We start from the raw sequence: 6,070 nt of genomic DNA on the forward strand, positions 1-6,070 counted from the left end.
TATTTTTTGACTAATTGAAGTTAAAAATAATTAGCATAGCCTTAGTTACGGTAATTATTTTCAATAAAAAGCAGGCGAAAAAGAAATGATTTATTGCTACATTATAGGTTTAAATTGGTATAGCTAGGTATCAATGAAAAAATATCAAAGCGCTTTGAAAACGATGTCTATTATTTAAAACCGATGGTAAAAATTGAATTGCCTAACGAATTGGAGACAGTTGAAAATACACCCCAAAGAATGGGCTTGGAATCGTTAACAAGGAAAAGGATTCGTGCCTTAAATAAAGCTGCTGAAGAGGCCTTAAAAGAGGCTACTCCACTATTTATAGCTGGCCATTAAAGATCTTCCATTTAAAACTCGAAAGCCATTTTATTAAGCAGCCCATCAGCTGCTAAATATTATTTCAAATAGAAAAAAGCACCCCTTAAATTTCAACCTATAGCAAAATCTAACGTCATAAAAATAGGAGCAGATCAAATATGGGAAATAATCAGACGCCAACACAATCAAATACCCTTGACAAAAGAAGTAAACCCCGATTTAACAGATTATATAACTTCAAGGGTATTCTAGTGAGTTTGTAAACTGATTGAAATATAAGAAATTGAAATTAGAAATAACATAAATAAATCATCTCCCCTATTATTAAGTAGAGCATTCGCTCCCAAAAATTAAACCAATTTCAGGGATGCGTTTGAATGTTCGAGGCTTTTTATAAATTGAATCACTTGAGTATTAAATACTTTAGGCTGTTCAACATTAACTACATGTCCACAGTTCTTAAGTATAAACAACTTAGCCTCCTTATGAGTTTCTGAAATCTTTTTAACCGCTGGTAAAAACAAATGGTCTTGTTCTCCCATCATGTATAGAGAAGGAATATCAATTGGCTTTTGTCTAAAGAATTTTAATAATGGATTGATTTCGGAAGTCAGTTTGAACCATCTAATGAATTCTTTTTGATAAAGTTTTTTTGCTTCATTTACAAAGAGATTTCTTGATTTTTTATGGTTTCTCCTCGGCATGATGATAAATGCAAATAATCTATAAAGAATCATGTAAGGGACAACTGACTTGAAGATGACGCCTACTTTAATCAAGAATCTAGATCTTACATTCATTTTCATAATAGCGCCTCCCATAATCATACTTGAAACTCGATTAGGGTAATTCTCGGCTAAATTTCTTATCAAGATAGTCCCTAAGGAAATTCCTACAAAATGTGATTTCTCAATGTTATTTAAGTTTAAAACCTCAAGAATGTCATCTGTAATAGCATCAAAAGTATAATTTTCATTAAGCGAATCTTGAAGTTTGGGCTTAGAGTTCCCATGCCCCCTCAAATCAAGTAGTAAAATGTTAAAATGAACACGGAATGTTCTTAATTGCTTAAACCAAATAGATGAACTTCCACCAGCACCATGAACAAAAGTAACCCATTGTTGGGAAGAGTCATGTTGATATATAGTGTGGTTTATCAATTTTTTATCGCAAATATAATAAGTTTAGCCATGATAAGGTAAATAACCGAAAATCATGTTATAATTTTATAGTTTGTCTCTCAATAATTTAAAATAGGAAAAGGCTTTAACAAGTCTCGAACCATACCAACTAAAGTATTCTCCATCTACAATTTCTATTTTATAATCTTTAACTGATAGTTCCGCTTTGTGAGCCTCTTTAAATAGAAATGGTTCTGAGGATAGCAAAACATAATCTACTCTTTTAAGAGCCTTAATATCGACTTCAGGATACCGTTGAAGGTGAGCATAAACATTTTCAAAGTTATTTAACTCCAACATATAATTGATAAAAGTTGAGGACCCAACAACCATCCACGGATTCCTCCAGATAAAGTAAGCGACTTTGAGTTTTGGTTTATTCTTTATGAAATTTTGAAAATCTAGAAATTGGCTTTCAATATCTTCTATCAGCTGTAGTCCTTTTTCCGCGACACCAAACAGAAAGGATATATCTGTGATTAAACCTTTTAAATCTTTTAGATTATTTATGTCACTTACATAAACTTTGAGGTCATTTGACAGCAAGTCAATATCCTCAAAAGTGTTTTCTTCCTTATTGGCTAAAATAAAATCAGGCTGTAAAGCCTTGATTTTATCAAACTTTACATTTTTAGTACCACCAATAATTTCAGCATTTTCTTTAATGTCTTTTGGATGAACACAAAACTTGGTCACTCCTACTAGTTTTGACCTTAACCCTAGATCCACAAGTAATTCTGTTAAGCTTGGAACTAGACAAACTAGACGTTGAGGAATAGTTTCAAAATACAGTCCTCTACCTAGTTGATCTTTCATAGCTCTAAATTAAAAATACCAATCGATATTTCAGCCAGTTTAAAGATTTAGATAGAAAATTATATTTTTATTCAGGACTCCAAGAGTTACAAAGCATTCCAGGAGCTGCCTTTTTAGGATGAGCACATAATTCAGATTCATATTTACTACAATCTGAACAACTCCTCTCATTTTTGAGAGCTGCTTTCATTTTAAACTGGTCACAGGTATATTTTGAAGACACCATAACATTATGTTGACTACAAAATGCATTTTCTACTAAGTGCTTACAGTTTCCACAGTTATTCGCAAATCTAATAGCCATAATTCTTTTTTTTAGTTAAATATTCTAAACTAAATTAAGGATTTAACGTATCATACTATTGAAATTGTTGAGAATATCTCTTTATAAATGATTAGACTAAATTAAAATAAAAAACCTGTTCGATAAGAACAGGTTTTAAATTGCGATAATAATTAATTAAAATTATTTTACTTTGTCTACAACAGCTTTAAAAGCTTCAGGATTGTTCATTGCTAAATCAGCAAGAACTTTTCTGTTTAACTCTATGTTATGAGCTTTAACTTTTCCCATAAATTGAGAGTAAGATAATCCGTGCAATCTTGCTGCAGCATTAATTCTAATGATCCAAAGCGATCTGAAATTTCTCTTTTTGGTTTTACGGTCTCTGTAAGCATATAACATTGCTTTTTCGACTGCATTCTTGGCTATGGTCCAAACGTTTTTACGACGTCCGAAGTAACCTTTGGCTTGCTTCATTATTTTTTTACGTCTGGCTCTGGAAGCGACGGAATTTGTTGATCTTGGCATAATTTAGTGTTTTTTGTAGTAGGCAGTTTATAATAAACATTTTATGAGCCTAACTCCATGGATTAATAATAATAACCTGTTATCTTATTTTAAGCGTAATTGAGTTTTGATGCTATGTACATCTGCTTTATCAACTAAAGTAGAATGCGTTAACTTCAATTTTCTCTTTTTTGACTTTTTGGTCAAAATGTGGCTTTTGAATGCATGTTTACGTTTTATTTTACCTGTACCGGTAATTTTAAAACGCTTTTTAGCACTCGATTTTGTTTTCATCTTTGGCATTTGGATCTGTATTTGGAATTATCGCAATTATTTTTTTGAAACAGGAGCAAGAATCATAATCATTCTTTTCCCTTCTAGTTTCGGCATTTGTTCGACTTTAGCCAGATCTTCTAGATCCTGAGCAAGTCTAAGTAATAAAATTTGTCCCTTATCTTTAAAAACGATGGAACGACCTTTAAAAAATACAAATGCTTTTAGTTTTGCTCCATCTTTAAGGAACTTTTCTGCATTTTTCTTTTTAAATTCATAATCGTGATCATCGGTGTTGGGACCAAATCGAATCTCTTTCACAACAACTTGAGTTGTCTTTGCTTTTAGAACTTTTTCACGCTTCTTTTGTTCATACAAGAATTTCTTGTAGTCCATAACTTTACAAACAGGAGGATCTGCTTTTGGAGATATTTCAACTAAATCGAGTTCTTGCTCCTCCGCCATGGCGAGAGCCTCTTTTAAGGAATAGATATCTACTTTCACATTCTCACCAACAAGACGAACCTTTGGAGCTCTTATTTTATCGTTGATCTTATGAGGGTTCTCTTTTATCTGCCTCGGTGACTGTCTTGATTTTTTTCTACGTATTGCTATGGCTATATAATTTTTTAATTAAACTTCAAATTTATAGATTTCTTTATCTATTTGTGCATTTATAATTTCAGCGAAACTTGTAATGGACATCTGACCTAAGTCTTCACCTCCATGTTTTCTTACGGAAACCGTTTCATTTTCAACCTCAGATTCTCCAACGATGAGCATATAAGGTGTCTTGTTCATTTCAGCCTCACGGATTTTCTTACCCATGGTTTCTCCTCTGTTGTCAAAAGTAGCGCGAATTTCGTGTTTTTTAAGTAAACTTAAAACTTTTTTGGAATAATTTTCATATTTCTCACTGATTGATAGGATAGTAGCTTGTTCAGGCATCAACCATAAGGGAAAATTTCCGCCGGTATGCTCTATTAGGATAGCTATAAAACGTTCTAAGCTCCCAAAAGGTGCTCTGTGAATCATCACAGGCCTATGCATTTCATTATCACTTCCCTTATATTCCAATTCAAAGCGTTCCGGCAAATTATAGTCAACTTGTATAGTTCCGAGTTGCCATTGTCTTCCTAAAGCATCTTTGACCATAAAATCGAGCTTAGGTCCATAAAATGCAGCTTCACCTTTTACAATTTTATAGGTTAGTCCTTTCTCTTCTGCTGCATTTAATATAGCAGATTCTGCCTTTTCCCAGTTTTCATCAGATCCTATATATTTTGATGGATTTTCTGTATCTCTTAAAGAGACTTGAGCCGTGAAATTTTCAAACCCCAAGGACCCAAATACATAAAGCACTAAGTCTATAACTTTCTTAAATTCCTCATCTAGCTGTGCTGGTGTACAAAAAATATGAGCATCGTCTTGCGTAAACCCTCTTACTCTGGTAAGCCCATGTAGTTCACCACTTTGTTCATATCTATACACTGTTCCAAACTCCGCATACCTTTGTGGTAAATCTCTATAGCTCCAAGTTTGTGCATTATAGATTTCACAGTGGTGAGGGCAATTCATAGGCTTAAGAAGATATTCTTCTCCATCCTGAGGTGTCTTTATAGACTGGAAACTATCTTCTCCATACTTCTGAAAATGACCAGAGGTCATATATAATTCTTTTTGTCCTATATGAGGCGAAACAACCGGTTGGTAGCCTGCATTTTCCTGAGCATCTTTTAGAAATTTCTCCAAGCGATCTCTTAACGCTGCCCCTTTTGGTAACCACAAAGGAAGACCAAGTCCCACTTTTTGAGAAAATGCAAATAACTTCATTTCTTTCCCCAGCTTTCTATGGTCTCTTTTTTTGGCCTCTTCTAGAAGTTCTAGATATTCTTTAAGCTCTTTTTGTTTTGGAAATGAAATTCCGTATATCCGAGTCAGTTGGGCATTATTTTCATCGCCTCGCCAATAAGCTCCTGCAATGTTCATCAGTTTAACAGCTTTTATAAAGCCTGTATTTGGAATATGTCCGCCTCTACATAAATCTGTAAAATCATCGTGGTCACAAAAAGTAATCTCACCGTCAGTGAGGTTTTCTATAAGCTCAACTTTATAAGGATTGTTTTTTGTTTTGTAATACTCTAAGGCTTCTGTTTTCGATACAGGATGCATTTGGAAGTCGTGTTTACCTCTGGCGAGTTCAAGCATCTTCTTTTCAATTTCAGGAAAATCATTTTCGGAAATGGCTTGACCATTAGGGTCCACATCGTAGTAAAATCCTTTTTCTATTGAAGGCCCAATGGTAAGATTTACACCTGGGTATAATTTAGTGATAGCCTGAGCTAAAAGATGAGCGGTCGAATGCCAAAAAGCCTGCTTACCATCATCATCCTTAAAGGTTAAAAGAACTAAGTTACCATCCTCTTCAAGTGGCGTAATAGTTTCGACAACATTATCATTAAACTTAGCAGAAATGACGTTTCTAGCTAATCCAGCACTTATGCTAAAAGCAATATTCATAGGTGTTGATCCTTTGTCAAACTGCTTTACGCTTCCATCAGGTAAAGTAATATTTATCATCGTTCTTTTTAATTTCGAGCAAAGATAGTTAGATAATCTTTCTTTGCAATATCAAATGGCTTTTGTTTGGTTGAATACAGAGCCTTATATCCATTTATTCTTCAAG

At 33.6% G+C, this 6,070-nt stretch carries 8 protein-coding genes; 1 reads left to right on the forward strand and 7 read right to left on the reverse strand.

What is annotated here, in order from left to right; genetic code table 11:
• Positions 1 to 129 precede the first annotated feature (129 nt).
• The gene (locus tag CXF67_RS03795) at positions 130 to 342 is read left to right on the forward strand and encodes a DUF4197 family protein (RefSeq protein WP_257984587.1); all 213 of its coding nucleotides are present in this window, start codon (positions 130 to 132) and stop codon (positions 340 to 342) included.
• A 332-nt stretch (positions 343 to 674) separates the two neighbouring features.
• On the opposite strand, the gene CXF67_RS03800 is transcribed toward CXF67_RS03795, so the two are convergent.
• The 7 genes from CXF67_RS03800 to thrS all read right to left on the reverse strand — a co-directional run bounded on the left by CXF67_RS03800 (position 675) and on the right by thrS (position 5,964).
• On the reverse strand, positions 675 to 1,484 hold the full coding sequence (locus tag CXF67_RS03800; protein WP_102087533.1) for an alpha/beta fold hydrolase: 810 nt from the start codon (positions 1,482 to 1,484) through the stop codon (positions 675 to 677).
• Positions 1,485 to 1,550: 66 nt separating this feature from the next.
• Positions 1,551 to 2,321 (reverse strand): helical backbone metal receptor, encoded by a 771-nt coding sequence (locus CXF67_RS03805; RefSeq protein ID WP_102087534.1) that lies wholly within the window; start codon positions 2,319 to 2,321, stop codon positions 1,551 to 1,553.
• Between the two features lie 67 nt (positions 2,322 to 2,388).
• On the reverse strand, positions 2,389 to 2,625 hold the full coding sequence (locus CXF67_RS03810; RefSeq protein WP_015024951.1) for a hypothetical protein: 237 nt from the start codon (positions 2,623 to 2,625) through the stop codon (positions 2,389 to 2,391).
• A 162-nt stretch (positions 2,626 to 2,787) separates the two neighbouring features.
• Entirely contained in the window at positions 2,788 to 3,132 is a 345-nt protein-coding gene (gene rplT / locus CXF67_RS03815) for a 50S ribosomal protein L20 (RefSeq protein ID WP_003441019.1), read from the reverse strand.
• Between the two features lie 84 nt (positions 3,133 to 3,216).
• Complete coding sequence (gene rpmI, locus CXF67_RS03820; protein WP_003441017.1) at positions 3,217 to 3,414, reverse strand: 50S ribosomal protein L35; 198 nt, start codon at positions 3,412 to 3,414, stop codon at positions 3,217 to 3,219.
• A 27-nt stretch (positions 3,415 to 3,441) separates the two neighbouring features.
• Complete coding sequence (infC, locus tag CXF67_RS03825) at positions 3,442 to 3,957, reverse strand: translation initiation factor IF-3 (protein WP_257984588.1); 516 nt, start codon at positions 3,955 to 3,957, stop codon at positions 3,442 to 3,444.
• Between the two features lie 60 nt (positions 3,958 to 4,017).
• Positions 4,018 to 5,964: a threonine--tRNA ligase gene (gene thrS, locus CXF67_RS03830; protein WP_102087535.1), complete on the reverse strand. Its 1,947-nt coding sequence runs from the start codon at positions 5,962 to 5,964 to the stop codon at positions 4,018 to 4,020.
• Positions 5,965 to 6,070: the final 106 nt, after the last annotated feature.

This window comes from Psychroflexus sp. MES1-P1E (assembly GCF_002836055.1).
In the GTDB taxonomy this organism is placed as follows: Bacteria; Bacteroidota; Bacteroidia; order Flavobacteriales; family Flavobacteriaceae; genus Psychroflexus.